The following is a 26,511-nucleotide window of genomic DNA, read 5'->3' as shown; positions in this document are numbered from 1 at the left end:
ATGAATAACGTTACGAATGGGGCTATTGCCAAAGCTAGTCATCGTAAAAAAATACATGATTGGATGGTTGTAGTCATTTTGCTCGTATTGCTCATTGCTGCGTTCACCATAAGTGCGAATACGGGAACCATCCGGCTTTCGCCAATGGAGCTATTTAGAACCTTGTTTGGACAAGGGACTCCACAGCAGGAATTAATCCTATTTGAATTCCGATTGCCACGAATGGTTATTTCCCTTCTTATCGGTGCAGGTCTCGCTGTTTCTGGCTGCATCATGCAGGGGGTTTCGCGTAACGGCCTAGCGGACCCTGGTATTCTAGGCATTAATGCAGGCGCCGGGTTGATGGTCATGCTGTTTGTATTGCTTTTTCCATCTATGCAAACTACGAATTCATTGTTTTTACTTCCCGCCCTTGCACTGATTGGATCAGGAGCAGCTGCTATTCTCATCTACGCGCTTTCTTACAAGAAAGGTGAAGGAATTTCTCCGACAAGGCTACTGCTGAGCGGAATTGGCGTAGCGGCGGGTATCAGTGCTGCGATGATCATTATGACTCTTAAGCTGACACCCGAAAGTTACACGTTTGTAGCTAATTGGTTAGCAGGAAGCATCTGGGGCTCAAACTGGAAATTCGTGATGGCTCTGTTGCCTTGGCTGATTGTATTGCTTCCTTTCGCATACTACAAAGCAAATGTGATGAATGTGCTTAATCTGGGAGATCAGACGGCATCGGGGTTGGGTACAGCTATCGAAAAGGAACGTATTCTCCTTCTCGCTGCTGCGGTTGGATTGGCCAGTTCTAGTGTTTCGGTTAGTGGCGGAATCGGCTTTGTCGGTTTGGTGGCTCCACATTTGGCGAGAAAGCTGGTGGGGCCGAAGCATAAAATGCTGCTGGTAACCTGTGCTTTAGTCGGAGCACTCCTGGTACTTGTAGCGGATACGATCACACGATCCTTACCTTTACAGAAAGAAATCCCGACAGGTTTAATTGTAGCCATCATTGGTGCGCCATACTTCTTATACCTGTTGAGTCGCTCCAAAGGGTAACGTCACGAAAGAGTACCACCTGTCAATTAAAGGCTACGCAAACAAATAACCTTCAACACCACTAAGGAAGTGGGGCTGAAGGTTATTTGTTTCATTTAATTTAGCAGCCTTTCATCTCAACGGGAAGTATTCAAGGCATGAGAGGTTTGATGCAGCTCTCTGATCATTTTATGCAACGTGTAATTTTCCTGACGTGTCACGCCGTGTTGATTTTCCTGAACCAGCAACTGATGGATGTTTCGTTTTAGAATTTCACTTCGACGTTCCAGCATTTCGGTACTCATAAATAAATGAACACTCCCTTTGTCATGAATAAACCTACATTTTTGAAATGAGCATAGGCTGAATTTAAGTTTGCCTTTCGACTTCTTTAAGTATATCGTGCTGGATGATCAAGGGAAAACGGAGCGAGACAGCAAATTGCTTTTTCTCATCATCCATGCTGTGTCGACAGCGACTCACCCCATGAGTTCTTAGATATACTTCCTGATGCTAGCGATAACAGGGGATTAGGCGTAATTAACTTCATGTATATAATTGTTTTTTTGATATAAACGGATTAAGTGTATTAGTCCATTTGAAATATTTGTCAGTAAGGAGCGTATTGGATATTGCTCAGGCTGTTCTGAACAAGCAGGGGCTTAATAGCGAGTTAATACAAAGGATCAATTGTGTATTTGCAGAAAATCAATTTGTGCGCTTAAAAGTTAGCTAGGTTCTGAAGATCAGCATTTACATACAGAATTTATAGATGAACCCGACCAGTTAAAGCGAATGTATATGGAATCACTTATCAGTTTGCTAAAAGCTATGGAGGGGATCTGGCCGAATTACGACTATTCTGCCAGTCCGCACCACTTGCCTTTGAGGCCGACCTTTTCAAGTCCTGTGTTATCGCCGTTGACGTATACTGGGAAGCCATGATCCGAATGAAGCACGGCTCCGGATACGTCTATTTTGTGTGCATTCATAATACCAATTCATCATACCCCGGACCGAAAAGATCCGGAATGGTGGAGAAATAGCTGCTTTATCAACATTATTTGTATTGTGGATATACCGGCTGAACGACTACCTGCTCAGGATCATGACCGAAGAACAACAGATTCGGCTTAACCTCCTGCACAATCTGCTGAATGCGGGCGATTGACTGGCGTGCCTGTTCACGGTTAAAGCTGTCAAACGGCACGTCGTTTGCGTAATTCTCCTGCGTGTAGGCAACATCAATCGTCAGCATGACCGGACCCGATTCCTTTGTTGTGACCAGCGCGGACTGATGACCCGGCGAATGCCCCGGAGTATAGAACAGTTGCAAACCTGGAACCAGCTCATGATCCCCTTGAAGCAGTCGGTAATTCAAGTCCGCCTGCACGCATTCCGGTGGCGCATACTCCAGATTACCGATCGCAGCGTCTGCTTCGGTCTGCTGCACATAAATCGGTGTATTTGGAAAATGCGGATTGCCTCCGGCATGATCCATATGCATATGAGAGATTACGATGGCATGGATATCGTCCGGGTGATAGCCGATCCGATCCAGTACAGCCACGATACTATCATCGGCTGACATATGGGGAATGAAGCGCCCTTCAAACGGTGTACTTTTAAAATAATTCGGATTGTCGATAAACGAATCCGGCATACCGGTATCAATGAGAATCGGACCGTGATCTGTCTCCAGCAGATACGACCAGATTTGCAGGCGCACCAGTTCACCGGGCTGTGCATGATGGTTGAGTGAGGAGCGATCAATATCAAGCTGACCGATCGGTAACCAGTACAATTTGTTAATCATACAATCATCCTCCAATCTTAGTTTACATAATAATTATTATGTAGTTATTAATCAGGGTTTCGGCTGACAGAAAGTGATGTTTGTATTTTCGTTTGTAAGATCTGGGTGCTGGAGACTCATGCTGTCGTTGCAATCTCACTCTTTTGAAAATTAATTTTTAATAGTTTAAATGATTAGGCATGTAGGCGTCCAGCAGAAATTTGCCCAGAAGCTGGATCACACGGTCATCATCTCGAAAATCGGTGATTTCTTGGTGATCCACTGCTGCTAGTGGATGAAAATTACAATCAGCTAGCAGGCTATCATATGGAGATGGTGCACGCGCCGGAAGGTGATCCGGATAGCGAGCTGGAAACTGCACATGATATTCATGTTTTGGCCACTATGGCGATTTTGACTGCTACCGATCGAGAGCAGCGCCCCCAGCTTGCTGATGAAGTAGAGAAGTGGTGCCGCATGCAAGACTATTGGCTATTTAGTTTTGTTTTGGATATGAATAAATTACATTAGGTGAACTTTTCTTGAGCGTGTTTTAATTTGTCTACATTGTGGGATCGCTCCCCTCTGATCTAATGCCACGCCGTTAAGTGCTTTGAAATGTCTGCTTGAAGGCGATACTAGGCTGGACAAGAGGAAAAACGCTCTATTTGCCCTTGAAAAGCACTAAAAAAACAGCGTATAATATAAATTATACGCTGTTTAGGTTTAAAACGACTTTTAGAATCCCTCCTGCATAAGATGTCGATTGGATTGTCGATAAAAATCAGACGAAAATGATCGTTTTACAGTATATTTCGGAATATGAACTGAATTGGAGGCAAGCGAGATGAAAAAAGAGATGAGACATGTGGAGCTCGATACAACTGAAGAAATTGATGAAATATATACTGAGGAGCTGGAAGCTTTTTTGATCTGGATGAAGGATGCAGGATATACGATACATACGCAAAAAAATTATATGGGGGATGTGAAGCAGTTTTTACGGACGTTGCGTGAAAAACCACTCGATCAGGTGAAGAAGATTCATGTTATGTCGTATTTGTCCAAAGCGCGGGAGGGAGGCGCCGGAGATAGTACGCGGAACCGGAAGCATGCAGCGGTGAATAGTTTTTTTAAAGCGCTACAGGAATTTGAGTTATGCAGCACAAATCCGGCAGCGGGAATTAAAAAAGCAAAGACTGAAAAGAATCGTATGCCCGTCTATCTGGATGAAAAGGATATTCATCCGTTTTTGCTCGCGGTGGAGGGGAAATATGCAAATCGTAATATGGCGATTTTTCTGCTGATGGTCTACATGGGATTGCGGGTGGGGGAGGTTCATTCATTGAATGTCTCGGATTACAGCCGAGAAAGACGTACCTTAGATGTGTTCGGTAAAGGACGTAAGTGGCGTACTCTCCCGGTACCGGAAGCCGTGTGTGATTTTGTAGAGCATGCTTTGGAGGAAAGATTGACGCCGTGGAGAGGTAAAGAGGATGCGATGTTCGTATCCCAAAAAGGCCGCCGTCTGGCAGTGCGCACCATTCAACAGATCGCTACAGAAACGTTCGAACGATTCCAGCAAGATAAGAGTATGGAACGCCGGGAGGCTTATTCCAGCCATAAGCTAAGACATACCTTTGCGACGATGCTATTACGTAAGGGAGCAGATCTGCGTACCGTGCAGGAGCTACTGGGGCATTCATCCATTCAGACAACCACAGTATATACACATGTCACTGATCGGGAAAAAGAAAAAGCAATGGATAAACTGGATATTCAGATACCAATAACAGGATTGTGAGTATAGCATGAAAGTTGAGATTAAATAAAAATGAGTTTACATAATAATTATTATGTAAACTTTTAATGAGGAGTCATATCTCGACTCGCAAATAGAATCAACGACTTTGTCTCATCAATATTGTGAACGTTGTAAACTTGTGAGAGAACCCCACATTAGAACTTGACCTGGAACGCGTTTCATAAGCTAGGTTAAATGTATAAGCTTTTAATCCACTCTTGTTAGAAATTAAACTCAGATTCTAGTGTATATTGGGGGATTTTATATATGTTTAAACTGGTGGTAAGTGATCTGGATGGTACTTTTCTGAATAATAGTGGCACTTTCGATGTCGAATTATTTAATCAGGTGTATGGAGAAATGCAAGAAAATAATATTTCTTTTGTAGCCTGTACAGGTAAACAATGTGAACGAGTAGAAGAATTGTTTGGCGAGCACGGAAAAGGGATCTGGATCTTAGGGGACAGTGCTACGCGGATTAAAAAGGATGGAGTCGTCGTCAAAGAGTTTACGATTGAACACAATCTAGCATTACAAGCGATAAGAGATATCGAAAGTTTTTCCAATGATTTTATTATCATAGCATGTACAACGGAAGCAGCATTTGTTCATTCTCATATTCAAGACGAATACTATAAAATTGTGAAAGGCTCGTATAAAGAAGTGGTTAAGATTGATTCATTTGATAAAATCAACAGTAGCTTTCTTAAAATAACTGTATATGATCCAGCTGGAAGAAGTCCCTTATTAAGAAAACATGTTGAAAAGACTCTAATGGATCAAATTTATATTGTTGATTCTGAAGCAAATTGGCTGGATATTACAGCACTTCATACCCATAAAGGGGAAACGGTAAGAAAACTCCAAGAGATATTAGGGATTACTGAGGATGAGACCCTTTCTTTTGGAGATGGTGAAAATGATGTGGAACTTATGATTATAGCAAAATATAGTTTTGCTATGAAAAACGCATGTGAGAACACTAAAAATGCAGCCAGTTTTATCACTAAATCCAACGAAGAAAACGGTGTCTTATTAACGATAAAAAAAATGATGGATTTACAAAAGCAATAATGTTAATTATCGTTATTGAGAAGACACCAAATTGCATCATGAAAGGACTATACGTAGCATGAAAAATAAAATACTGGTTTTTGATATTGGTGGCTCTTTTATTAAATTTAGTTTGTATTTTCAAGGTGAGTTTATGTGTAAGGGGAAAGTTAAAACTCCATTGGACTCACTTGAGAATCTACTTGTAGCTTTGAAGCAAATTCATAATCAGTTTATAGATGAATGTGAAGGTATAGCTGTCAGCATGCCAGGTATTGTGGATTCGGAAAGCGGTCACATGGTGCATGGCGGTTCATTAAGATATATAAATGATATAAATATGATCGAAGTTTTTAAGAAAGCGTTTCATTTACCCGTAGCAATTGAAAATGATGGAAAATGCGCTGCTCTGGGAGAAGCATGGTGTGGTTCATTACAGGGAATCGCTGATGGTGTTGTTCTGGTAGTTGGAACCGGAATGGGCGGTGGAATCATCTCTCAAGGTAAATTGCTGAAAGGCCATCATTTATCGGCTGGGGAATTCTCCTTCATCAGAACTAACAATGAGTATACAGACAATGTTGATTATTTGCTTGGTATGCAAGGGAGTAGTTCTGTATTATCTAAAACTGTTGCCAAAGCTAAAGGGCTTCCTGCAGATTCTATAACAGGTGAAAAAGTATTCAAGCTCATTGAAGAAGGAGATCACACGGTCCAAGCGATTTTTCAAGAATACTGTAGGAACATCGCAACACAAATTATTAATTTGCAAACGATTCTTGATCCTGAAAAGTTTGTAATTGGGGGAGGCATATCTGCAAATCCTTTACTGGTTATTACTATTAAAGAAGAACTAGAGAAACTTTATCTAGATTCGATCTTAAATTTTGTGCGTGCAGATATTGAGCAAAGTAAATTAGGCAATGAAGCGAATTTGCTAGGTGCTATATATAACTACAAACAAACCTATCATCTTGAATGATAACAAAAGTTATATTTCGATGTCTGATTTATCTTGTCCTGTCTAATAGGGAAGCATAAAGTTTACATAATATATATTATGTTTTTAGTGTGGTGAAATCTGCAAGTGAATCACTCTTATCAAGTGTCCACTTGCAGATTCAAGTTTCACTGACAATATAAAAATAACTTATTTTTTTTATATTGAGAATATACGCATGCGTCTATATTTCATTTTCCGGGGGAGATTCAATCATCACTCCTTCGACATGCTTGCGTCCCAGCAGTTTTCGTTTTTTGCGGTTTTCCTTGGTTTCTAAAACAATATCCAGATCATAGTCGTCAGGATACAATTCAGTAGCAGCGATGTGAAGGACGAGCCTCTTTTTGTTAATGCTCAGCTTCTGTCCTTGGATCAATATCCCGACATTACCCCGTTCATCCTCGGTTTTGTATACAATTCCAGTTCGATCCAGGTAGCCTACATAAACACTATCGCCAAGGGCAAATGGTTTGGTTTTGAGAGGAATTTCTTGTTTGCGCCGTTTTGTGACTGTCTCGTCTAAAGCCGCTTTTTTAGGGAGAGGCTTATTTGCATCATCAGATTTTTCATCATCTACAAAAGGGGGAAAAACAAACGATTCCTGTGTATTCCGAGACGCTCTGCCTGCAGAAATGGCCTCAGAACGCTCGATAATACGTGTCCACATGCCCAGCTTCAAGGCAATTGCATATGCATAGCTTTCTCCAGCCTCACCAATTCGAAGTCGGTACAAAGGTTGTAGTGTTTCGGTATCAAACTCCATACGAGCATTCTGAAATCCCGGTGTGTTTTCAGCAAAATGCTTGATTTCGCTAAAGTGTGTTGTAGCCACAACTGTCGCTCGGCGACGATGGAATTCTTCTAGCAACGCGATAGAGAGGCCTACTCCTTCTCCCGGATCGGTGCCGGATGCCATTTCATCAATCAGAATCAGAGTAGAGTTGCCTGTTGTTTCTAAAATGCTAATCATGTTGCGGATGTGTGCAGAAAAGGTGCTCAAAGCATGTTCAATACTTTGTCCATCCCCAATGTCTACCACAATTTCCTCGAATACAGCCATTCGGCTGCCATGCAAAACAGGTACCAGTAGCCCAGATTGCACCATTAGTGTTAATAGACCGACGCTTTTAAGTGCCATCGTTTTTCCGCCTGTGTTCGGTCCGGTGATGATGAGTGAGGAATATCCTTCACCAATTGAGAAATCAAGCGGCACCATCGTATTGGACATCAACGGGTGACGTGCACCTTGGATGTCTATAATCCCGTCAAGGTTAAGTTCGACAGGGACAGCATCCAGAGTCATGGCGTATTTGGCTTTTGCCAATAAAAAATCCAGTACACCTACAGTCTCTGTATTGATGCTTAGTTCCCGGTTGTATGACTCAGCCATTGCCGTCAGGTCTCCCAGCACTTTCATTTCTTCTTTAGATTCTTCTGCCATGTTTGCGCTCTGATCGAATTGCAGATTCGTGATTTCGGCAGGTTCAACGTAAACCGTCTGACCACTTCCCGATTCATCCAGTACATTGCCTTTCACTTGTTTACGGAATTCTTTTTTGATTGGAAGCACGTAACGGCCATTGCGCTGACTAATCATATTTTCCTGCATAATGGATCGGTGGCGGCTGGTGAGAGAGTCAAGTTTTCTCTTGATACGTTCTTCAGTAACCGCAATTTTTTTGCGAATTTTAGCTAGTTCTTTACTGGCGATATCCGTCACACGTCCCGAATGAATACATCTTTCGATTTCGGATAGAAGCGGCTCCATGCTATACATGGAAGATGCATAAGCGCTGACGGTTGGAGCAGCGTCCGCCTTGGAATGCATATATTTTATGAGTTGAATGCAGCTTCGAATGAATTGAGCCATATGAGAAAAATCACGCTCGCTGAACATATACCCGGTTCCGAGCAGTTGAAGAATGTGCTCCATTCCTTCTAACGAAGGAACAGGGACGCTTGCTCCGTGGCGAATGATCTGTAACGCTTCGTTGGTTTCGTCAAGACGAATCTTAATGGTACGGATATCAGTAATTGGGCGCATAGAAGCAGCGTGACGCTTACCCAGGTAAGAAAAAGCACATTCGGAAACTCTTGTTTTAATTTGATCATATTCCAAACGCAGCATTGTAGTTTCGTTCATGAATAAATCTCTCCTTTAGTTGTGTAGTGACAGGATTTTGGAAACCTTGCTAATAAAAAAGGGCGGAGAATGAACAAAACGTTCATTCTCCGCCCTTAAGGAAAGAGGGAATTTATCATCAAATAAGCCTGTTATACAGCTTTTGTAGTTCCGAGTTCCGTGTTTCCAATTCATTCACGCAACAGCTCTTTGCTAAGCTATTTGGATCGAATGGAAACGTTAAAAGGGAAGTTACAAAATCTGAAAACAAAAAAACCGCGCTGAACACAGCACGGAATAAGGCCCGGATGAAGATAATCCCGAAGGCGATTTATGATATCCGCATGTTCTTAACTAATATCAGGATAACAACACAGCAACAAACAAACCTGTACCCGAAGGGTTCAAGCGCCTGGTGTTACTCCCTGAATATGCAATTGCTTAGTTAAGAACGTTCACCGACATCAAAATCTCTCCCTTAATTGAAGATATAACCATACTATACGATTGGACAGGCGTTGAAGTCAAGGCCGACTTCTTTAATTCGATGCAATGGGGATGAGATTTACATAATATATATTATGTATACTTAATATCAAAATTCTCCGTCTAATTTAATGATTACTATAACCAGATAGCCGATTCGAATCTTATAAATGATGAAAATGATCTCACTCAAGCGCCATTGAAACATGAGCATATTTATCATATACCCGAACAGTGGGGAAGCGGTGTGCATCGTACACATTTTTTACGTAAAGGCTTCAGCTTTCACACAGTAAAATGCTATTTCATGATCCAGTCCAGATTACAAGAAGGTTCGGTACTCCTTATTTAGAGCTAGCGCTGAACATCGACTATTCAGCTGCTTGGTCCGTGAATGGCTTTCATTCAGAGCGTGAACATGGAAGACATGTACAGTTCATTTACATGAATGATGTGAAGATCCACGCGGAGATGCCAGCAAGAAAGGCGATGAATCACATGGAGCTGCGCTTTAACCCTTTGCTATGGGGAGAATTGCTACAGGAATTGGATATACGTCTGGAGCAATCTTTTGCTTGTATGGAGGCGTTGATTACTCCTGACACGCGAGCTATTGCTCAGGAATTGTCATCTCAACAGATGGTACATATTAATGAACAAAAGCTTAAAAATGGCTTTAAAGAGCTTTTCGGCACGACGGTATTTGGCTTTGTTCGCCAGCAGAGACCGGGAGGAATAACACTGTAAAATTATAGGAAGAATAGGAGCGATTCAATTTTATTTATAGTATAATGGTTACTTCAATATGGAATGGAAAACAGGGAAAGAGGAAACGGATGCCTACTATACTGGTTGCTGACGACGATGCGAACATTCGCGAACTCGTCTGTTTATTTCTACGCAACGACGGATTCGCAACAGCCGAAGCCGCAGACGGCAAGGAAGCACTGACTGTCTACGCTACAACGCATGTCGATCTTGTCGTGCTCGATATTATGATGCCGATAATGGATGGTTGGACGTTATGCAAGGAGCTCAGAAGAGCCAATCCTGATCTTCCCTTACTTATGCTGACTGCGAGAGGCGAAACATGGGAGAAAGTGAAAGGTTTCAAACTTGGAACAGATGATTATTTGACGAAACCGTTTGATCCACTGGAATTGACAGTTCGGGTCAGAGCACTGCTGAAACGCTATCGGATTGGCACCACGCAGACGATCCAGTTCGGCAACGTCATCCTTGATCGGCAGACCTATAAGGTGATGAGAGGGACGGAGTCGCTCACGTTGCCGCTCAAGGAGTTCGAATTGCTGTATAAGCTCGCTGGAACACCTGGACAAGTGTATACGCGCGAGCAGTTGATCGATCAAATTTGGGGGATCGATTATACTGGAGATGATCGAACGATAGACGTACATATTAAACGCCTGCGCGAACGGTTCGCGACTACACCCGATTTTCGTATCGAGACGGTGCGTGGGCTTGGCTACCGGCTTGAGGTTTACGAATGATCAGATCCTTATATACACGTGTTGTCCTGACATTTCTGGTCTCCGTCCTCGCGGGCACGATCATTGCTTTTTTTGTAACATTTTGGGTGTTTGAAGAGAATTTGAACGAAAATTTGCAAACCACCTTATTTAACTTTGGTCAGGACATTGTCCGGGTTTACGAAACCATTCCGTTACGTGAAGCGGACTTATTCGTAAGTGGAATGAAACAACTCGATTCCTATTATATTCGAATTTTTGATGAAACGGGGCAGTTCCAGTCTTACGGAATGCTTAACGGACAAAAACCTGTTACTGTGACGATGGATCAAGTAAGGAAAGTATTGGATGGAGAAGTTGTTCAAGTTAATCCGAGTAGTGTTTCAATGAACCTCTTGGGACTGAGGTTGAAAACGGAAATGGGAATGAAAGCGATGTTTGTGGAGCCGCTTATGTATCCTTCCACCTCTTTTGCCCAAAAATGGTTATTTACTTTTTTGACCTATTCGTTGGTAACAGGAAGCCTATTGATTTTGGTTGCCTCTATATTCCTAGTTAGACCGATCAAAAAACTGACAAAAGCGACCAGACGTATAGCAATTGGAGATTTCAACGTCAAGCTGAATATTAAGCAAAAGGGTGAGCTAGGTACTTTGGCTCGCAGCTTTGAAGAAATGATGCATGATCTACAGCAACTTGAGCAGATGCGTAGGGAGTTCGTCACGAATGTGTCGCATGAAGTTCAGTCGCCGCTCACCTCGATATCCGGTTATGCTATAGCACTCAAGCAAGTAGACATAGCAGATAACGAGCGAAGCCGTTATCTCGATATCATCATCTCGGAAGCAGATCGGATGTCCAAGATGAGCGATAGCCTGCTAAAGCTGAGTTTACTTGAATCGCAGTCACAGCAGATGCGGCTGGTCACGTTCAGCCTTGATGAACAGATCAGACGAGTCATCGTCGCGATCCAGCCGCAATGGTCGGCTCGCAACATCCGTTTCGAGCTCAATTTGAAGACCGTTCGCCTATTGGCGGATCAAGATCAATTAAACCAGGTATGGACGAACATACTCGGTAATAGCATCAAATTTTCCAAGGATGGCAGCGTTATTAACGTCAGCATCAAGCAAGATATCAAAAGCGTAACAGTCCGAATATCCGATACGGGCATTGGTATTTCCCTTGAGGACCAGAAGCGTATATTCGAGCGGTTTTTTAAAGCTGATCGTTCCCACAGTCGTAAATATGGCGGTAGCGGTATGGGACTCGCCATCGTTAAACAGATCGTATCGCTTCATCAAGGCGACATTCGAGTGGAAAGTGAACCCGGCCAAGGAACGACCGTCATTGTCACCTTGCCAATCACAACGCCACCAGATTAGTTAGATTCATAGGGTATCATTCGGATTATCTAAACCGCATTTTCCATGATACAGCATTATGTGCAGCTTCCTTGGACAACGTAGCATTTTTTTGCTTGTTCATACTCCGTTCATATTGTCGTCATAGGGAGTACATCTTCTTTCGTTAAGCTTTCATTAGCGGCTCGTTAAGGTAGCCCAACAAACAGAATGGGGACAGGAGAAGTTGAGCGTGAAACGAAGAGAGGTAATGAAAATGAGGAATGGAACGAGAACAAATAAAGTACGAAGCATTTTGCTTAAAATAATAGGAACAATAGTTATAGCAATCGTGCTTTTTCTAGCCGTTGTCTATACAGTTAATATTATCAGCAGCAAATCGGAGCAAGGAAAAATACAATCCTATGGTCAGTTCGTACCTGTAGATGGGAAAAAAATGAATGTTTTGATTCAAGGAAAAGGCAAAGAGACCGTCGTGTTACTACCAGGTTATGGAACAGCAGCACCAGCACTTGATTTTAAACCACTAGTAGAAGAGCTATCTCCATTTTACAAAGTCGTCGTTATTGAGCCTTTTGGTTATGGATTAAGTGATCTAACCGAAAAGGAACGAAATACAGAGAATATTGTAAGTGAAATTCATGAAGCTTTACAGAGTCTTAAAATTGACCGATATATTTTAATGGGTCATTCCATTGCAGGCATTTACGGACTGGATTATGTGAACAAATATGAAAACGAAGTGAGTGCTTTTGTCGGGATTGATAGCAGTGTTCCAACGCAAGGTGGTATGGATGCTGAATTACCAATAAAAACGTTTAAATTTCTCAAAAAATCAGGTTTAGCCAGATTGGTAATGAAACTAACTGGTGACCCATATGCTGGACTACCCTATGATGATGAAACAAAAGAACAAATGAGAATTCTTTCTCTCAAAAACATGTATAATTCCAGCACCTCAAACGAAATGGAAAATATTTATCCTAATTTTAAAGCAGCTAGAAATTTAACATTCCCAAAAAATCTGCCCCTTATTTTCTTTATACAAGCGAATAATACAGATGTGGAAAGATGGATACCACTACATGAAGAGCAAGTCAAAGATTCTGTTCATGGAAAAGTAATGACACTTGAAGGAGAACATTATTTACACCATACCAAATCAAAGGAAATCGCTGGAAACTTCAGGATCTTTATGAAAGAAATAAAATAAGTGCACCGAAAAAGGCACCTTCACTATTTTCTACAAATGTATAAGTGATATAAAAAAACGTCCTTTGGTCATATCCCTGTCAAGTAGACAGATGAAAAAGCTATGCAGCCAGCGAGTGCCGTACTGAATCGGTGCGCGCTGTTTGAGTTAAGACTGAAATCACTCGTAGTTATAAAAGTAGAGACAACAACAGGCAGGGGCATCGCCTAACGATAATTTTCGTCTTTTTCTTGTTCACAACCCCCCTATTTCTTTTAATTTTCAATTAAATCATACAAGCTGCTTTGTTGGTATTGCTTACTTCACGTATCCAGCGACGGCTGGACGTCAATCATATGCTGCCAAAATCAATGCTGCGAATCGCCTACAGGAGTATTTAAATGGTATTCGGGTAATTAAAGCCTACCAACTAATCGGAGAGAATTTTGTTGTAGGGCCTTCGGGTAGCGGAAAAAGTACGGCCTGTATGCACGATTGTGGAAAAGACAGCATGAAGGAAGAGAGTCATAATCTGTATGAAATCATGATACAAACATTAAGAAACCGCCCCCGGAGGATGCCATATCATATCTCCAGGGGCGGTTTCTTGTGCTGTTATTTAGAATCATCGGCTATGACAGCTTGTACGGGCTGCCTGTCACGAAGCAATGGTAACAATAGCATCGCTCCGACCAAAAATAAGCCGGCGCTCACGGTATATACGGTGTTCAGGGAGGATTCGTGTTTGAGTGTTCCGCCGATACTCATACCGACGACCATCATCCCGGAGAACAGGGGAGAGAGGGCACCACCGACGCGGCCGATAAAAGCAGCTTCGGCATTTTTCATCATCATCGTGTTGATACCGATATGAATGCAAGGATAAAATAAGCCGCTGAAAACTTGTAGTGCCATTGTCAGCACAATATTGTGCGACCATCCGACTCCAAAGGTTGTCAGTGTGCTGACCAAAAGTCCGGCCACCAGCAGCAATTGCGGCTGTACTTTTTTGGCAACCCCCATAATCAGGCCACCTCCCACCAGCATAGCCGCTCCGTTCGCCATTAATGGCCATTGCAGGAATTCCTTGTTTTGTCCAAGGTTCTCGATGGCGACAAAAACCATTAATGGTTGAATAAGTCCAACCGCAAGCCCAATTACGGTAAATGTTCCCCCAAGCGTGCGAAGTGTGCGGTTATTCCATACATAACGTATTCCTTCTTTAAGCTCTTGAATGAAATGAGTGGGTTGATCATCTATCTCAAGTGCTTGTTCATCTTGTGGAATACGAGTCAGGACAAGCGCCGAGATGAGAAACAATATTCCGGTTATAGACATTGAAATGAAAATTCCAAAGTGTTGATAAATAAATGTACCGATAACAGGGCCTATAACCATAAATAATGCCATGAGAGATTGAAAAAGGGCCATCACTCCCTGTAGCTGTTCTGGTGCTACATGCTGCTTAAATATCTTCATCGCAGACGGCTGAGAAAATTGAGATAGAATGGCCGAAAAGAAAGTAGACAGCAAAAGTACTTGCCATGACCCGTACCATAATGCCAACAAGACAATAAAAATAGAGGCCGCGGATAGCAAATCGCAACTAATCATAGTCCGTTTGGGCCGCCAACGGTCCGCAAATGTTCCTCCAATGATAGCGAACAGAAAAATAGGCATGAATTCAGCAACCGAAATGAGCGATACGTAGACGGGATCATTATGAGTCAAATCTGTTACATACAAAAGTATGGCAAAGTTGCGCACCCAAATGCCCAAATTTAGCAGCGCATTGGAGGCGATAATGGTCCTTATATATGGATTTTTAAACAACAACAAACTCTCCTTTCCTGTTTTCAAGGCGCAACCCCTTGGGATATTGTTTTATATAAACAAAATTTATTTTTGTCTATATAATAATAGATAATATAATAAATTAACTACTGTTTAGTCAAATGTTTTTTGAAACCAAGAAGAAAGTAGAGCATGGAAATAAAGAGGCCAATGATCCTTAAGGACGTGAATTAGAATAGTGATAAAAGTACTCACTTTAAACTTGCGAGTTGGTAATAATATCTAATCAAAAAAATAACATAATATATATTATGTTAACTAAATTGCTTATCTAATAATAGGGCTCTGAATCCGATGTACCTTTTAAAATCATAGTGATATAATTACGCGTACATGCCTGAAAAGGAGCGAATGGAACATAAATGAACTTTCAAGTGGATTTTTTATCTTTTTTTGTAATTCAGGTAGATGGAAAAGAAGGACAGGGTGGTAAGTCCTATAAGCATTACGCTACAATGGACGACTACGATTATGACGAAAGCGATGTTAAAAAATTTTTGGACGGGGAATTTACTCGTATTAGCAAGCGGAAGGTTGAAAAAAATCCCAGCACAGAGCAGGCACCGACCAAAATCGGCCGCTTTATCGTCGAACCGGAGCATGAATTGAGCAGTAATCCGAATTTCAATATGTTCGCCCGACTGCGGGCAGCAGAGGATAAGGAAGATTTTAAAAATGCTTGTGACGATCTGGTGCGGATGTATCTGGATACGAGCGCAGTACGCGGCGGAGCGCTGATCATTGTACAGGCTACCTTGAATACACACTCGGATGATCCGTTTATTTTTGTGCTTAAATGTGATTTTGAACCTAAAATTGCCAGAATTACTGAAAGCAGTTTGGTGAGTGAGGTCGAAATGGCTATTTCTGCCCGTAATATGAAATCCATCATGTATCCTTACATGCTTGAGGAGGGGATGAACGATGAGTGGGAGCTTAAAATTCACCAGTCTTCGCATGCCCGGTATTTTGAAGATTTTTTGAAATTCGTGACCTATGAGCAATCCATGCCCGAAATCGTCAATGAGCATGTTATGGGCTTCGTTCAGAACTATGTAGAAACCAAATGGCCGGATGCATCTAATGAGGAAAGACAGCAGGAAGAGCGTGATCTGGAATTGTGGGCGGCTAGCGAAAAACGGGATTTGCAAGGGAAATGGGAACCCCTTCAGGTCGTAGAGGCTGCACAGCATATTGTCGAGCTGAAACCAGAAATTGAAGTTCGTTTTAAACTAGATGATACGGCCGTGCGTGGGCTACTGTCCGACTTTGGCGCCAAGCTGCATATCACGAAACTTCATGATAGATATGCACTTATTATTGAAGGCGATGCATTTACGTTTGAAAAGGGATTTTCACCGATTGAGCTGCTCCAACCTGAATCGTTTGAAACGGTGGCTGAGCGGCTAAAAGAGAAACGCCAGCATGAAAATGAGGATGGCGATACGCCACCTTGGTAATTCGAATGCAAAGCAAGACGACAAATTGAACTTTTACATTATAATGACTAAAAAACTGGCCTCTCAACGGATATTACCGCTGTGGAGGCCAGTTTTGTTTAGCTTTTATGTTCCCGATCTACATATGAACTTTGCTAATTTGATCTTTCAGCTTGTCCGCAGATTGAAGCAACCTGGCACGTTCCTCGTCATTGAGCGGAAGATCCAAAATTTCACGTACTCCATTGTGATCTACGATACTTGGAACACCTAAATATACGTCAGATACTCCGTTATAATCTTCCAGCAAGGTGGACACATTAAGTACCGACCCCTCGTCCCCGAGAATGGCGGCTACGATTCGGTCGAGAGCCAGCCCTATAGCATAAGAAGTTGCGCCTTTAGCATCTATAATTTCATAGGCAGCATTCTTGGTATTTTCAAAAATTTCATTTTTCGTTTCTTCACCCAGTTCCAGCGGAGTTCCAGCTACGTTGGCTGTGCTCCATACAGGTAACTCAGAGTCACCATGTTCTCCAATAATATGGGCGTGGATGCTTCGTGGATCGATGCCCTTTTGCTTCCCGATCAGATAGCGGAAGCGTGCGCTGTCCAGCAACGTTCCTGATCCAATGACTCTGCTTGAAGGCCAACCACTGCGTTTCCAAGAGATGTAGGAGAGAATGTCCACTGGATTGGTTGCGATCAGCAAAATGCCATGTGTATTGACCTTGACGATATTATCAATAATACTTTCAAAAATTTCGGCATTACGCTTCAGTAAATCAATGCGCGTTTCTCCCGGCTTTTGTGAAGCGCCCGCTGTAACAATAATGATATCTGCATCACGGCAGTCTTCATAATCACCTGCCCACACTTTGACACCACCGAGAAAGGGAAGCCCATGATTCATATCGAGCATTTCCCCCTTCGCCTTTTTGACGTTGACATCAATAAAGACAAGTTCTGACATGCGTTGGCGCAACAGCAGGGTGTAGCCGGTTGTTGTGCCAACCGCTCCCATGCCGACAATAGCCACTCTACTTCGTTTGTAAGGTTTTAAGCTCATAAAATCCTCATCTCCTTCTCGGGTTGTATACCTTTTCATTTTGGGATATTACTTAAAAATTTATCTTTCCAACTCAGTGTACCCTATATACTAACCCACCGCAAAGAAATATGACATTTTTCCTTGACTTCAAAGGCGAGCTCGCTAATAATTAATCGAATGATAAGAACACGCACTAAAGCGTTGCAGCACCGATATTGACGCATGAAATTATGGAAAGAGGATTCGGCATATGGACTTATTTCGAAAAAAAACAGGACTGCTCCCGCATGAGGAAAGCGGATCTACAGGTCGCTTAAAGAGAACAATGGGTGCCTTTGATCTCACCATGCTAGGTGTAGGATGTATTATCGGTACCGGGATTTTTGTTATTACTGGCAAGGCAGCAGCAGAAAATGCAGGTCCTGGATTGATGCTCTCCTTTGTTATTGCAGGTATTGCCTGCGTACTAGCAGCCTTGTGCTATGCGGAGCTTTCATCTACAGTTCCCGCAGCTGGGAGCGCTTATGCGTATAGTTATATTGTATTTGGAGAAATTTTGGCCTGGGTACTGGGGTGGGACCTAATTCTGGAATATGGAGTGGCGGCCGCCTCTGTGAGTAGTGGATGGTCTGCTTACTTTCAAGGCTTGCTGGCTGGATTTGATGTACATTTACCGCTGGCTTTAACCGCAGCCTTCGATTCGACCAAGGGGACCATTATTGATCTACCAGCCGTGTGCATCATTATGCTCATCACATTGTTACTGAGTCTCGGAGCCAAGGAGACGGTCCGATTCAATTTAATAATGGTTTGTGTTAAAGTCGGAGTTGTATTGCTATTTATTGGGATCGGTATCTTTTATGTTAAGCCTGACAACTGGACACCATTTTTGCCTTATGGATTTTCTGGTGTTTTGAGTGCTGCGGCAATCGTATTTTTTGCTTATCTGGGTTTCGACGCCATCTCAACTGCAGCCGAAGAGGTTCGCAATCCGCAACGGAATATGCCCATCGGTATTATTTCTTCTCTAGCGATCTGCACAGTACTGTATATTGCGGTTTCAGTTGTGCTAACGGGAATGGTACCTTATACGCAGTTGGGGGTAAGTGATCCTGTTGCGTTTGCTCTCCGCTTTATTCATCAGGATTTCGTAGCCGGATTGATTTCAGTCGGTGCGATTGCGGGGATGACGACCGTTTTATTGGTGCTCTTGTATGGTCAAACGCGGTTAATTTTCTCCATGTCACGTGATGGCCTTTTACCCGTTTTTTTATCTAAAATAAATGCCAAAACTCAAACGCCAATTCGAAGCACTTGGCTGGTGGGCAGCATTATCGCATTGGCTAGTGGATTGTTCCCGTTACATGCACTGACCAATCTGACGAGTATTGGAACCCTATTCGCTTTTGCTGTGGTATCGGTAGGAGTTATCGTTCTGCGCAAGAAACGCCCTGATTTGAAAAGAGGCTTTACCGTGCCGTGGGTTCCGTTGCTCCCACTTTTAAGTGCTTTGGTTTGCATCGGTCTGATGCTTCAGCTTCATATTAGCACCTGGATTGGATTCATTGTGTGGCTCCTGCTTGGATTGTTGATCTATTTCTTCTATGGATACCACAAAAGTTTGTTGAACCGTAAATCTTAATAAATTCTAGTATAAAAAAAGCCGGCATCCTGCACTTTTGTGAAGGGTCCGTTTTTTTTTGACATTACGCGAAAAGTGTCACATAGAGGCGTTTATGGTATAATTCTGTTTCAGATAAGCTTTTGGCACGTGATTACAGCATGCCATCGAGGGAGGATTTTATATGAAACTGCGCTGGCGTGCGCTCTTGGGGGGAGTACTGCTGCTGACGGGCATTCTACTGACTGCCTGTTCTGCTGAAGCCCCAGATACGTTAACTAAACCTCCGATTGAGGAACCTGATGACCAGGGTCAGACGATTACAATTAATCCACCAGTGACTCCAAAGGTGGGCGATCCCAACGCCAAATATGTAGTACAGACGCGAATAGCGGATTTTCATTTAATTGATAACAATAAAGGGCTAGTTTGGGGAGTTACCCATAATGAGCTCCGGCTTTATGATACTCATGATGGCGGAAAGACATGGAATAATATTTCCCCCTCCGAAAATGTCCAATTTCAAGACAAGCTTGAATATGGAAAGGACATCAGTTTCACTGATTCTCGTCACGGTTGGGTTGTCCGTCAAAATTTGGACAAAACAGCAACCGTCATTCTGAGAACAGCAGATGGAGGACAGAGCTGGGATGTTTCAGCGCTTCCAAGCGGGGACCATGTGAGCTCGATTCAATATGTAAATCCAACTACTGGCTGGATCATGGCATATGTAAATCTGAATGAGCAGGATCAACAAAAACTGTTGTATCACACCACTGACGGGGGAGCCACATGGAATAAAGTTGCTCAAAGTTCGGGTATGACATCCAACAAATCAGGCTCAGGTTTACCCGATCGGGGCAGCCTGGCGGGGATGAGCTTTTCTTCCAACAATCAGGGGTTTGTAGCGATCAATCTGGATAACAGTGTTAAGTTGTACAAGACTTTGAATCAAGGGAAAACCTGGACTCCGGTAGCTAACAGAATACAGGGCTGCCCTCAGGCCAAAGCAGAAGCCCAGCAGTCTCTGAAAGGGAGCAGTGCCTCGTACTGGATTCCGGTTCTTTGCTATGGGGATAAGGCCATAAAATATAACGGACTGTTTACAAACGATACAGGGACACAATGGAACGGTGTGCCTTTGGGTCTGAGTAGCAACATTATTTCTATTATCCCTGGCCGTACGTTTCTAAATGAAAAGGAAGGGTGGATCATAACCGAGACCGGAATGAGCCGTACAATGGATGGGGGGAAGACGTGGACAAGTCTCACAGGCAACAAAGTGCTACCTTTGAAGCTAAAAGACTACCCACGATCGGTTAAGCTCCGTTTCGCTTCTTCTTCGGTGGGTTGGCTTCTTTTGGAACGCCTTGATGACAAAAAGTCACTGCTGCTGAAAACGACAGACGGCGGTGCGAACTGGAGAATTTTATAATCGCTATAAAGGTGATTGCCCTGGGGTGTTTTTCCCAGGGCGTTTTATTTTTAAAAACTTTAAATTTTATACGACTATATGTGAAAAAAATCACAAACTAACGAATAAGCCGCTGTTATACTAAACCTGTAAACAACGATAGGAGTGATAATCATGAGAGCGAATCAGGATCATATGTTAACCCAATACTACCTTCAATTTTGTTATACTTGCCAGGATGCCTATGGTTGCACGACTGAAGAGGACTGCAAGCAGTGTGCAGAGCGTTACGCTGAAGACGAAAATCATGAAGTTCTGGATGAAACACAACGTTATCTCCAGCTTGTACATGTGTAAATCGATGCATCATTCTGATATCGCCATTTCTTGAGCCCTCCCGGATAATTCCGTGGGGGCTCTTGGCGTTCTTAAGGGTTGCTATCAAATTTGGGCAGGAACATACATATACTGTTATAGAAAGCTTAGGTCAGGTCAGGAGGCCCGGTAGTTTCCCTGTGAAATGCCTGGCGGAGAGGAGTGCGGTGCATGGGTTTTGAGTCATTATGGATGTTCGATTGGCTGGGCACGGTACTGCCCGTATTTTTCGTTGTCGTGTTGGGTATTGTCGTGTTGTCTGCAGGCAGGGAAGTCATGGAATGGAGTCGGAATAAAAGGCAGCCTGTATTGACGGTCGGTTCCCGAATTACAGCCAGAAGGACACATCTCCAACAGAGGCGGCAGGAGGAACAAGGGACTCGTACCTATACTTTCTATTACGTAACCTTCGAGGTGGAAAGTGGCGACCGGATGGAGTTTAAGGTATCTGGGGAAGAATATGGTCAATGCGCTGAAGGGGATGAGGGACGGCTTACTTTTCAGGGTACAAGGTATATCGGGTTTCAGCGTCTTAATCGCTATAGCTTGGAACAGGTTAAAATGTAGAATTCAGTCTAATTATTTTTTAGATTCATTTACAGCCTTCTGCGAGAAGCCAGGGTAGAGGGCTGTAGATGTTTCTTGTACAGTACATTTTGGTACATATATACTAGAACAGTGTAGTTCAGAGGAGGAATGATTTGTGTCATTTGAGGGACAAGTTGTTATTGTAACAGGAGCGGCGCATGGCATCGGGAGAGAGGTCGCTTTTGCCTACGCTGCTCAGGGTGCCCATGTTGTATTTGCCGACTACAATGAGGAGGAGGGGGCCGCAGCCGCTGCAGCGGCCCGGAACGAGGGCTATCAGGCCATTTTTATTCCTTGTGATGTGCGGAAGGAAGAAGATATTGTAGCGCTAATCCGTGCCACGGAAGAAGAATACGGTACGATTCATACGCTAATTAACAACGCTGGCGTGTCCAAATGGAAATCTCCTTATGAGTTAACGATAGCAGAATGGGATGACATTCTGAATACAAACGTACGCAGCTGTTTTATTGCCACTAGGGAAGCAGCTAAGGTGATGAAACGAAACGCAGAAGGTGGCTCTGTGGTCAATATGACCTCTACACGAGCTTTCATGTCAGAGTCGGATACAGAAGCCTACGCGGCATCCAAAGGAGCGATTGGGGCCCTTACACACGCGATGGCCATATCGCTAGGAAAGGACGGGATTCAGGTCAATTGCATCAGTCCAGGGTGGATTGAAACCGGGGATTATGATCAACTGCGTGCAGAAGACCATCAACAGCATCCGTCTGGGCGAGTAGGAACCCCTAAGGACATCGCACGGGCCTGTCTGTATTTGACACAACCCGGCAATGATTTTGTAACAGGCACGAATCTGGTAGTAGATGGTGGCATGACGCGTAAAATGATTTATGAGCCATAATAAAAGCCTGAATGAGTAGTCCCAGTCTTGGGGCTATTTTTTTATTTTTCTGGACTGTCACCCATTGGGCATTTGTACCATACGATAGGGTATGTGATGGAGAAGCGAGGAGGGGACGCGGTGGCTGTAATCAAGACCAACTCAGAAGATGTAAGGACCCTCGCCCGGCTGATGCGGGCTGAGGCTGAAGGTGAAGGCGAGATGGGGATGCTCATGGTTGGGAATGTCGGTGTGAACCGAATTTTATCCAATTGCCTAGATTTCCGGGGGATACGTCTCATGAATGACATGGTGTTTCAAAGCCCCGGAGGTTTTGAAGCCACTCAGAAGGGGTATTTTTATCAGAAAGCCCGTGATCGGGACATTCGACTTGCCCAGCGTGTAATCAATGGAGAAAAGCTACATCCGGCATCCAATGCATTATGGTTTTTCAGACCAGCAGGAAACTGTCCGGGCACTTGGTATGACCAGACCAATACCGGACGTTTTAAAGCCCACTGCTTTTTTAGCCCGTCTGTACAGGATTGTCCTAATGTATATTAGACACTTTACAGAATGGCTTGAAGAATTAAATTAAAACCATTTTAGGAGGAATTTACATGATTTCACAGCAAGCTTACCGTCCCGTATCTTATGCTTCCGGCAACGGATATCCCGAATGGCCAAGAGGGATGGCTCCAATGGGAACCATGCAGCCTATGACTGGCTTTCCACCTCAAGTAAGTAGTGGCAGCCCTATGACACCAACGGGTACCGTAGTGCAGGTTCAGACTCCGCAATACGAGCAATCATACATCGAAAATATTTTACGCTTGAACTTAGGCAAAACTGGAACCTTTTATATGACCTATGAAAATAACCGGGAATGGAATGCGAAAATATTCAAAGGCATTCTGGAAGCAGCAGGTCGGGATCACATTATTATTAGTGATCCGGCGACAGGCAAACGGACCATTCTGCTGATGCTAAACCTGGACTATGCAACGTTTGATGAGCCATTGTTGTACCAATATCCCGGCGTCATCGGGAATCCGGGTGCCCCGGTTCGCTGATGCCTTCATATATATGAGTCTACATCCTCTGCCAGACGGCAGGGGATGTATTTTGTTTATAATCTTTCTCAAATATAGTAGCTTTCTTGATGGTAAGCGGCGAAAACGAGAGCTTTATGACCTAAATGATAGGGGAGCTGTTTTTTCTGACATTGCTTGTGGTTTGACTGTATAGAGTATAGTTATATAATTAAATATAAGCTGATGAATGATCTAATCATTTATGCGGAATATGGCTTTGGAAGCCGGAGGGAGTGAATGTGTTGGGAAGTTGACGCTGCTTATGATGTGTTATCGTTCTGTCTATGATGAAACTATCCGAAGGAGGTGCGCCTGTCTGCCGTAATGACGGCTGATGGGGAGCATATTGAGTGACCCTTTACCGAGTATGTTTAACTTATTTATTGTTTTTGCATTAGTACTATTGAATGGTTTTTTTGTATCTGCGGAATTTGCCATGGTGAAGGTCAGAGGCAGCCGTATTGAAACATTGGTGGAAGCGGGCAATAAAAAGGCCGTGTACGCCGCCAATATGTTACACAACTTGGACGCTTATTTGTCTGCCTGCCAGTTGGGTATTACACTAGCATCGTTGGGACTAGGATGGATCGGAGAGCCGGCCATCGCACATTTGATCGAACCTGTATTTACAGCCGCTGGATTAGGAGCGGTATATGTGCACGGTACTGCCGTGGTTATTGCATTTATTGTTATTACGATTCTGCATATTGTGTTGGGTGAATTGGCGCCCAAAACGATAGCTATTCGTAAATCTGAGACCATTACGCTGTATTCAGCCATGCTGATGACTTGGTTTTACAAGTTAATGTATCCATTCATATGGGCGTTAAATGGAATGGCGAACAGCCTGCTGCGTTTATTCCGTCTGGAGCCGGTATCTGAAAATGACGATTCCGCGCATACCGGAGATGAAATACGCATTCTGATGAAAGAAAGCAATAAGAGCGGACTAATTGATAATACGGAATTGGCGCTTGTTGATAATATATTTGATTTTACCGACACGACCGCCAGGGAAATCATGATTCCGCGAACTGAGATGATCTGCTTATACAGTAATGAGTCCACAGAAGAAAATCTCGCGATTGCGACGGAAAGCATGAGAACCCGTTATCCAATCTGCGCCGAAGATAAGGACCATATTATCGGCTTTATCCATATTAAGGACCTTCTACGGGCGAACACACTGGATACCCGTACGATGATTCGACCGATTCTTGCTGTCCCGGAATCTACGCAAATTAGTGATCTGCTCAAACGCATGCAGCGTAGCAAGACGCAAATCGCCATTTTGATTGATGAATATGGCGGGACATCGGGGATGGTAACACTGGAAGATATTATGGAAGAAATCGTTGGTGAAATTCAGGATGAGTTCGATCAGGAACGTCCGAGTTGTGAGCAGATTAATGACGAGGAATTTTCCATTGACGGCATGTTATTAATTGATGAAGTGAACGATCGCTTTGGACTGGATCTGGATCATGAGGATTATGATACGGTAGGGGGCTGGCTATACTCACATGTCGAGGTTATTCCTCCACAGCCTGGCCAGTCTGTATTGTTTGAGGGATGTATGTTCACGGTAGAAGAAGTTGAAAATAAGCGAATTTCACGTATTCGGCTGATAAAACAGCCTATTATCGTGGAAAAAGCAGGAGTCTCATAACGGAATACGGAATAAATCTTGAGAGCGACCTTGAACGATGTGGGGTCGCTTTTTAATTTGCCTCCTTTACAGAAAGGATATGAATTGATATGATGTTCGTGTTATTGTCAACCTAATTATAATCGTCTGGGTTGACAATAAACAAAGAAACTTCCTCTACGTTGAAATCTTATCCATTTACATGATCATTAAATTTTGGGAGGCAAGAAGTATGAATTTACTAAAAGAGGTTATAGATTGGGGCTTGTTGGCTGAAAAAGCGATCCAAGGCAGCCGTATATCGCTGGAAGAAGGTATGGAGGTACTGGAAGCCGACGATGAGGAATTATTACCGATTATGCAAGCTGCATTTCAGGTGCGACATCACTTTTATGAAAAAAAAGTAAAGCTCAACATGATCATCAATGCCAAAAGTGGCCTGTGCCCGGAGGATTGCGGTTATTGCTCACAATCTATCGTATCCACGGCGCCTGTGAGCAAGTACAGTATGCTGGACAAGGAATCACTGTTGGCTGGAGCTAGGGAAGCAGTAGCGCGGAGAGCAGGGACGTATTGCATCGTAGCTTCCGGCAAAGGTCCAACAGATCGAGAGCTGGATCAGGTGATTGAGGCAGTACAAGAAATTAATCGCACGATGCCGCTCAAAATTTGCGCCTGCTTAGGGATTCTCAAGGGAGATCAGGCACGGCGGTTGGCAGAGGCTGGGGTACATCGATACAATCATAATTTAAATACAAGTAAGGCCAACTATCCTTCGATTACAACCACACATACATACGATCAACGCGTCGAAACTGTGAAAATGGCTCAATCTCACGGAATGTCTCCATGCTCTGGCGTTATTATCGGGATGGGGGAAACGAATGAGGAAATCGTACAAATGGCTTATGCCTTACGGGAGTTAGATGCTGACTCTATTCCGGTTAACTTTTTGAATCCAGTCCCTGGAACCCCGTTGGAAGGAGCAAAGCGAATATCACCTATCCAAGCTTTGAAGGTGCTGGCACTGTTCCGCTTCATCTGTCCATCCAAAGAAATACGCGTTGCAGGTGGAAGAGAGTTGAATTTACGCTCGTTACAACCGCTATGCCTGTATGCAGCGAATTCAATTTTTGTAGGAGATTATTTAACGACAGAAGGCCAAGAGGTCACATTTGATCATCAAATGATTGAAGATCTTGGTTTCGAAATTGAGATGTGTGCCCTTTCAACCGTATAATAGAAATT

At 43.3% G+C, this 26,511-nt stretch carries 24 protein-coding genes and 2 pseudogenes; 20 read left to right on the top strand and 6 right to left on the bottom strand.

Going from position 1 to position 26,511, the window contains the following annotated elements:
* Entirely contained in the window at window positions 1–1,047 is a 1,047-nt protein-coding gene (locus MHI21_RS13810; RefSeq protein WP_061828269.1) for an iron ABC transporter permease, read from the top strand.
* 116 nt (window positions 1,048–1,163) lie between these two features.
* Here MHI21_RS13810 and MHI21_RS13805 read toward each other — a convergent pair whose 3' ends face one another.
* The 3 genes from MHI21_RS13805 to aiiA all read right to left on the bottom strand — a co-directional run bounded on the left by MHI21_RS13805 (window position 1,164) and on the right by aiiA (window position 2,842).
* Window positions 1,164–1,331, bottom strand: a complete 168-nt coding sequence (locus MHI21_RS13805; protein WP_007432475.1) for a hypothetical protein — start codon at window positions 1,329–1,331, stop codon at window positions 1,164–1,166.
* 552 nt (window positions 1,332–1,883) lie between these two features.
* The gene (locus MHI21_RS13800; RefSeq protein WP_342418374.1) at window positions 1,884–2,018 is read right to left on the bottom strand and encodes a hypothetical protein; all 135 of its coding nucleotides are present in this window, start codon (window positions 2,016–2,018) and stop codon (window positions 1,884–1,886) included.
* A gap of 68 nt (window positions 2,019–2,086) precedes the next feature.
* On the bottom strand, window positions 2,087–2,842 hold the full coding sequence (aiiA, locus tag MHI21_RS13795; protein ID WP_250261238.1) for an N-acyl homoserine lactonase AiiA: 756 nt from the start codon (window positions 2,840–2,842) through the stop codon (window positions 2,087–2,089).
* Window positions 2,843–3,148: 306 nt separating this feature from the next.
* On the opposite strand from aiiA, the gene MHI21_RS13790 reads away from it, so the two are divergent.
* The 4 genes from MHI21_RS13790 to MHI21_RS13775 all read left to right on the top strand — a co-directional run bounded on the left by MHI21_RS13790 (window position 3,149) and on the right by MHI21_RS13775 (window position 6,660).
* Entirely contained in the window at window positions 3,149–3,352 is a 204-nt protein-coding gene (locus MHI21_RS13790) for a hypothetical protein (protein WP_342418373.1), read from the top strand.
* Between the two features lie 316 nt (window positions 3,353–3,668).
* Complete coding sequence (locus MHI21_RS13785) at window positions 3,669–4,625, top strand: tyrosine-type recombinase/integrase (RefSeq protein WP_165176937.1); 957 nt, start codon at window positions 3,669–3,671, stop codon at window positions 4,623–4,625.
* 267 nt (window positions 4,626–4,892) lie between these two features.
* On the top strand, window positions 4,893–5,699 hold the full coding sequence (locus MHI21_RS13780) for an HAD-IIB family hydrolase (protein WP_341161307.1): 807 nt from the start codon (window positions 4,893–4,895) through the stop codon (window positions 5,697–5,699).
* Between the two features lie 58 nt (window positions 5,700–5,757).
* Window positions 5,758–6,660, top strand: coding sequence for an ROK family protein (locus MHI21_RS13775; RefSeq protein ID WP_341161308.1), 903 nt, complete (start codon window positions 5,758–5,760; stop codon window positions 6,658–6,660).
* A gap of 202 nt (window positions 6,661–6,862) precedes the next feature.
* On the opposite strand, the gene MHI21_RS13770 is transcribed toward MHI21_RS13775, so the two are convergent.
* Window positions 6,863–8,824: a DNA mismatch repair protein MutS gene (locus MHI21_RS13770; RefSeq protein WP_342418372.1), complete on the bottom strand. Its 1,962-nt coding sequence runs from the start codon at window positions 8,822–8,824 to the stop codon at window positions 6,863–6,865.
* Window positions 8,825–9,437: 613 nt separating this feature from the next.
* Here MHI21_RS13770 and MHI21_RS13765 point away from each other — a divergent pair.
* The 5 genes and pseudogenes from MHI21_RS13765 to MHI21_RS13745 all read left to right on the top strand — a co-directional run.
* Window positions 9,438–10,015 (top strand): annotated as a pseudogene (locus tag MHI21_RS13765) (AraC family transcriptional regulator); the annotation flags it as partial.
* Between the two features lie 110 nt (window positions 10,016–10,125).
* Window positions 10,126–10,800, top strand: coding sequence for a response regulator transcription factor (locus MHI21_RS13760; RefSeq protein ID WP_342418371.1), 675 nt, complete (start codon window positions 10,126–10,128; stop codon window positions 10,798–10,800).
* Complete coding sequence (locus MHI21_RS13755) at window positions 10,797–12,164, top strand: HAMP domain-containing sensor histidine kinase (RefSeq protein WP_165176929.1); 1,368 nt, start codon at window positions 10,797–10,799, stop codon at window positions 12,162–12,164. The genes MHI21_RS13760 and MHI21_RS13755 overlap by 4 nt, the downstream gene beginning before the upstream one ends.
* A gap of 211 nt (window positions 12,165–12,375) precedes the next feature.
* Complete coding sequence (locus MHI21_RS13750; protein ID WP_342418370.1) at window positions 12,376–13,356, top strand: alpha/beta hydrolase; 981 nt, start codon at window positions 12,376–12,378, stop codon at window positions 13,354–13,356.
* Between the two features lie 278 nt (window positions 13,357–13,634).
* Window positions 13,635–13,786, top strand: a pseudogene (locus tag MHI21_RS13745) (ABC transporter ATP-binding protein); the annotation flags it as partial.
* A gap of 164 nt (window positions 13,787–13,950) precedes the next feature.
* Here MHI21_RS13745 and MHI21_RS13740 read toward each other — a convergent pair.
* Window positions 13,951–15,168 carry an MFS transporter gene (locus tag MHI21_RS13740; protein ID WP_190299413.1) on the bottom strand — a complete coding sequence of 406 codons (1,218 nt, stop codon included), beginning with the start codon at window positions 15,166–15,168 and terminating at the stop codon, window positions 13,951–13,953.
* A gap of 383 nt (window positions 15,169–15,551) precedes the next feature.
* Between MHI21_RS13740 and MHI21_RS13735 the strand changes: the two genes are divergently transcribed.
* On the top strand, window positions 15,552–16,649 hold the full coding sequence (locus MHI21_RS13735) for a DUF3900 domain-containing protein (protein WP_069289650.1): 1,098 nt from the start codon (window positions 15,552–15,554) through the stop codon (window positions 16,647–16,649).
* A gap of 118 nt (window positions 16,650–16,767) precedes the next feature.
* On the opposite strand, the gene MHI21_RS13730 is transcribed toward MHI21_RS13735, so the two are convergent.
* Window positions 16,768–17,697, bottom strand: a complete 930-nt coding sequence (locus MHI21_RS13730) for an L-lactate dehydrogenase (RefSeq protein ID WP_013310450.1) — start codon at window positions 17,695–17,697, stop codon at window positions 16,768–16,770.
* 232 nt (window positions 17,698–17,929) lie between these two features.
* On the opposite strand from MHI21_RS13730, the gene MHI21_RS13725 reads away from it, so the two are divergent.
* The 9 genes from MHI21_RS13725 (at window position 17,930) to bioB (ending at window position 26,503) form a co-directional block, all read left to right on the top strand.
* A complete protein-coding gene (locus MHI21_RS13725; protein WP_076295092.1) occupies window positions 17,930–19,321 on the top strand; it encodes an amino acid permease in 1,392 nt (463 codons plus the stop codon).
* Window positions 19,322–19,484: 163 nt separating this feature from the next.
* Window positions 19,485–20,735: a YCF48-related protein gene (locus MHI21_RS13720; RefSeq protein ID WP_342418369.1), complete on the top strand. Its 1,251-nt coding sequence runs from the start codon at window positions 19,485–19,487 to the stop codon at window positions 20,733–20,735.
* A gap of 153 nt (window positions 20,736–20,888) precedes the next feature.
* Window positions 20,889–21,071 (top strand): hypothetical protein, encoded by a 183-nt coding sequence (locus MHI21_RS13715; RefSeq protein ID WP_061828281.1) that lies wholly within the window; start codon window positions 20,889–20,891, stop codon window positions 21,069–21,071.
* 189 nt (window positions 21,072–21,260) lie between these two features.
* Entirely contained in the window at window positions 21,261–21,656 is a 396-nt protein-coding gene (locus MHI21_RS13710; protein WP_013371386.1) for a DUF2500 domain-containing protein, read from the top strand.
* 136 nt (window positions 21,657–21,792) lie between these two features.
* Window positions 21,793–22,542 carry a glucose 1-dehydrogenase gene (locus tag MHI21_RS13705; protein WP_342418368.1) on the top strand — a complete coding sequence of 250 codons (750 nt, stop codon included), beginning with the start codon at window positions 21,793–21,795 and terminating at the stop codon, window positions 22,540–22,542.
* Between the two features lie 120 nt (window positions 22,543–22,662).
* Window positions 22,663–23,085 carry a cell wall hydrolase gene (locus MHI21_RS13700; RefSeq protein ID WP_061828283.1) on the top strand — a complete coding sequence of 141 codons (423 nt, stop codon included), beginning with the start codon at window positions 22,663–22,665 and terminating at the stop codon, window positions 23,083–23,085.
* Window positions 23,086–23,141: 56 nt separating this feature from the next.
* Complete coding sequence (gene gerQ, locus MHI21_RS13695; protein ID WP_341161315.1) at window positions 23,142–23,594, top strand: spore coat protein GerQ; 453 nt, start codon at window positions 23,142–23,144, stop codon at window positions 23,592–23,594.
* Between the two features lie 388 nt (window positions 23,595–23,982).
* Entirely contained in the window at window positions 23,983–25,284 is a 1,302-nt protein-coding gene (locus MHI21_RS13690) for a hemolysin family protein (protein WP_185156284.1), read from the top strand.
* A gap of 211 nt (window positions 25,285–25,495) precedes the next feature.
* Window positions 25,496–26,503 (top strand): biotin synthase BioB, encoded by a 1,008-nt coding sequence (gene bioB / locus MHI21_RS13685; protein WP_342418367.1) that lies wholly within the window; start codon window positions 25,496–25,498, stop codon window positions 26,501–26,503.
* Window positions 26,504–26,511 lie beyond the last annotated feature (8 nt).

This window comes from Paenibacillus sp. FSL H8-0168 (genome assembly GCF_038592955.1).
GTDB lineage: Bacteria > Bacillota > Bacilli > Paenibacillales > Paenibacillaceae > Paenibacillus > Paenibacillus polymyxa_B.
This window is presented reverse-complemented; position numbering and strand designations above follow the sequence as displayed.

Excerpts from the sequence above, each read along its gene's own strand:
- MHI21_RS13810 (WP_061828269.1), top strand. The coding sequence starts at position 1 with ATGAATAACGTTACGAATGGGGCTATTGCCAAAGCTAGTCATCGTAAA.
- MHI21_RS13805 (WP_007432475.1), bottom strand. The coding sequence starts at position 1,331 with ATGAGTACCGAAATGCTGGAACGTCGAAGTGAAATTCTAAAACGAAAC.
- MHI21_RS13800 (WP_342418374.1), bottom strand. The coding sequence starts at position 2,018 with ATGAATGCACACAAAATAGACGTATCCGGAGCCGTGCTTCATTCGGAT.
- aiiA (WP_250261238.1), bottom strand. The coding sequence starts at position 2,842 with ATGATTAACAAATTGTACTGGTTACCGATCGGTCAGCTTGATATTGAT.
- MHI21_RS13790 (WP_342418373.1), top strand. The coding sequence starts at position 3,149 with ATGGAGATGGTGCACGCGCCGGAAGGTGATCCGGATAGCGAGCTGGAA.
- MHI21_RS13785 (WP_165176937.1), top strand. The coding sequence starts at position 3,669 with ATGAAAAAAGAGATGAGACATGTGGAGCTCGATACAACTGAAGAAATT.
- MHI21_RS13780 (WP_341161307.1), top strand. The coding sequence starts at position 4,893 with ATGTTTAAACTGGTGGTAAGTGATCTGGATGGTACTTTTCTGAATAAT.
- MHI21_RS13775 (WP_341161308.1), top strand. The coding sequence starts at position 5,758 with ATGAAAAATAAAATACTGGTTTTTGATATTGGTGGCTCTTTTATTAAA.
- MHI21_RS13770 (WP_342418372.1), bottom strand. The coding sequence starts at position 8,824 with ATGAACGAAACTACAATGCTGCGTTTGGAATATGATCAAATTAAAACA.
- MHI21_RS13760 (WP_342418371.1), top strand. The coding sequence starts at position 10,126 with ATGCCTACTATACTGGTTGCTGACGACGATGCGAACATTCGCGAACTC.
- MHI21_RS13755 (WP_165176929.1), top strand. The coding sequence starts at position 10,797 with ATGATCAGATCCTTATATACACGTGTTGTCCTGACATTTCTGGTCTCC.
- MHI21_RS13735 (WP_069289650.1), top strand. The coding sequence starts at position 15,552 with ATGAACTTTCAAGTGGATTTTTTATCTTTTTTTGTAATTCAGGTAGAT.
- MHI21_RS13730 (WP_013310450.1), bottom strand. The coding sequence starts at position 17,697 with ATGAGCTTAAAACCTTACAAACGAAGTAGAGTGGCTATTGTCGGCATG.
- MHI21_RS13725 (WP_076295092.1), top strand. The coding sequence starts at position 17,930 with ATGGACTTATTTCGAAAAAAAACAGGACTGCTCCCGCATGAGGAAAGC.
- MHI21_RS13720 (WP_342418369.1), top strand. The coding sequence starts at position 19,485 with ATGAAACTGCGCTGGCGTGCGCTCTTGGGGGGAGTACTGCTGCTGACG.
- MHI21_RS13715 (WP_061828281.1), top strand. The coding sequence starts at position 20,889 with ATGAGAGCGAATCAGGATCATATGTTAACCCAATACTACCTTCAATTT.
- MHI21_RS13710 (WP_013371386.1), top strand. The coding sequence starts at position 21,261 with ATGGGTTTTGAGTCATTATGGATGTTCGATTGGCTGGGCACGGTACTG.
- gerQ (WP_341161315.1), top strand. The coding sequence starts at position 23,142 with ATGATTTCACAGCAAGCTTACCGTCCCGTATCTTATGCTTCCGGCAAC.
- MHI21_RS13690 (WP_185156284.1), top strand. The coding sequence starts at position 23,983 with ATGTTTAACTTATTTATTGTTTTTGCATTAGTACTATTGAATGGTTTT.
- bioB (WP_342418367.1), top strand. The coding sequence starts at position 25,496 with ATGAATTTACTAAAAGAGGTTATAGATTGGGGCTTGTTGGCTGAAAAA.